Origin of the sequence: Prevotella conceptionensis 9403948 (assembly GCF_000312305.1) — a bacterium.
GTDB lineage: Bacteria > Bacteroidota > Bacteroidia > Bacteroidales > Bacteroidaceae > Prevotella > Prevotella conceptionensis.
This window is the reverse complement of record NZ_HE999451.1, coordinates 66,834-68,754: the sequence shown is the minus strand read 5'-3', so window position 1 is coordinate 68,754 and position 1,921 is coordinate 66,834. Positions and strand designations below refer to the sequence as shown.

General features: G+C 48.8%; 1 protein-coding gene and 1 pseudogene. One reads left to right on the top strand and one right to left on the bottom strand.

Translation table 11 applies throughout. The annotated features are described in order from the left end of the window. Positions 1–379 (bottom strand): annotated as a pseudogene (locus BN93_RS12820) (hydrolase); the annotation flags it as partial. A 456-nt stretch (positions 380–835) separates the two neighbouring features. On the opposite strand from BN93_RS12820, the gene BN93_RS12815 reads away from it, so the two are divergent. Beyond that, positions 836–1,552: a Bax inhibitor-1/YccA family protein gene (locus BN93_RS12815; protein ID WP_009231256.1), complete on the top strand. Its 717-nt coding sequence runs from the start codon at positions 836–838 to the stop codon at positions 1,550–1,552. The last annotated feature ends 369 nt before the right edge of the window (positions 1,553–1,921 follow it).

The following is a 1,921-nucleotide window of genomic DNA, read 5'->3' as shown; positions in this document are numbered from 1 at the left end:
CCTGGTAAAGTCGGTGCAGCCTGTCGTAAAGTGTGCGCATCTGCGCCACGGGCATCCCTGGTATTCCTTTTGGGAAATCGGCTTGCAGCTTGGCCAATTGCCGTTTCTCCATGCTCCTGTCGTAATGGTAGTAGGGTTGGAACAGCGCCAACAGCGAGTCGCGCTCTTGTTGTATCACCTGATCGCTCTTATAAATGGGGAAGTCGAACTTGGCGATGAGCGACCCATACATCCACGGCTTGCCCACATCGTAACGCATCTGCGGCGTATTGTTGCGCGGCAGAAACCATACGATGACCAACAACGAAACAAGTACGAAGCCGCTCAACGCCAATACGCTGTTCAAGGCCCGCCCTTTGGTTATAATGGATTTGTTCATGTGTTCACGAGTTTATGAGGCGACGAGTTCATGAGCTGCCGAAAAAAGGTACGCTTGCAAGTTCATTGCCTCATGCGCCAACAAGAAATAGCCTGCAAAAGCTCAGTCGTGGCGCGGCATTGGGCGTAACCCCTTAACATATCATCTCATTAAACTCCCCATAAGTTCTCCTTAGCTACTCGGTAAATCTCCTCAATTTATCATCTTGTTATACCCTGCGAATATACGAAAAAGGCATCACATGATAAAGCAAAACCATGTTTTTTATGCCTTTATGCCTGCAATTTGTTTGTTTTCTATACAAAGCATGCCATATAGCAGGCTTTGTTGGTCTGTTTATCACGTTGTTTAAGAGAAACTTCTTCATATTTGTTAAATTCTTTGAACACGCAAGTGTTTATTGAAGAAAACGTCTTATCTTTGCCTATTCAAAACAATTAACAAACAAACAAAGTTATGGAACAACAAGATTTCGACAGACTAATAAGGGAAAAAGAGGGTGCCTTATCGCTTGCCTTCCCCGCATTGATGCGTAAAGTGTACGTTTGGATGACGCTTGCCCTCATCATCACCGGCGTTACGGCCTATGGCGTGGCCCACTCTGAGGTGCTGATCAGCCAGATGTTCGAAAGCCGTGCCGTGTTCATGGTGCTCATCATTGCCGAGCTGGCGTTGGTTTTCGGCATCAGCCGTTTCATCAACAGGCTCTCGCTCACAACGGCAACGCTGCTTTTCATCCTTTACTCGGCCCTCAACGGGGCAACGCTCTCGGTGATTTTCCTCGCCTATTCGGCCAGTGTCATCACCAAGACGTTCTTCATCACCGCAGGAACTTTCGGCACAATGGCCTTGTTTGGCTACTTCACCAAGGCCGACTTGTCGGGTTTGGGCAAGATACTGCTGATGGCTCTCGTTGGAATTATCATCGCATCGATAGCGAACCTCCTCTTTTTCAAGAGCGGAATGTTCGACCTAATCGTGAGCTACATCGGCGTGCTTGTGTTTGTTGGCCTTACCGCCTACGACTCGCAGAAGATTAAAGAGATGCTCATGCGGGCCGAAGATGCCGACGAGAACGCACAAAAGATGGCGCTGATGGGTTCGCTAACACTTTATCTCGACTTCATCAACCTCTTCCTTTACCTGCTCCGCATATTCGGAAGAGAGAGGTAAAGGCCGAAAGAAAGAAAAAGAAGAGAAAGAAGAGAAAGAACAACACAACACGCAACACGCCACAGAACACGCCACCCTACAACCGGCCTCACCCCCAACCCCTCTCCAAAGGGAGAGGGGAGTGATATGCCTTGCGAACACAATGTGCATTGCAATAAAACAAGGCTTATTACTCCCCCTCCTCTTGCGTGGAATGGAGGCGAGGCCGAATGTTGTGGGTATGCGCCTAACAGTATTCGTTGTAAAAGCATACTACTCCCCTCTTCCCTTGGAGAGGGGTTGGGGGTGAGGCTAGTTGTAGGGTGGCATGCGCGGAGGACAGATACCTAACGGCAGTTACAACAAAGCATACTACTCCCCTCTCCCCTT

What these genes read in the sequence shown, in the direction of transcription:
- BN93_RS12815 (WP_009231256.1), top strand. Translation starts at nt 836, where the DNA reads ATGGAACAACAAGATTTCGACAGACTAATAAGGGAAAAAGAGGGTGCC.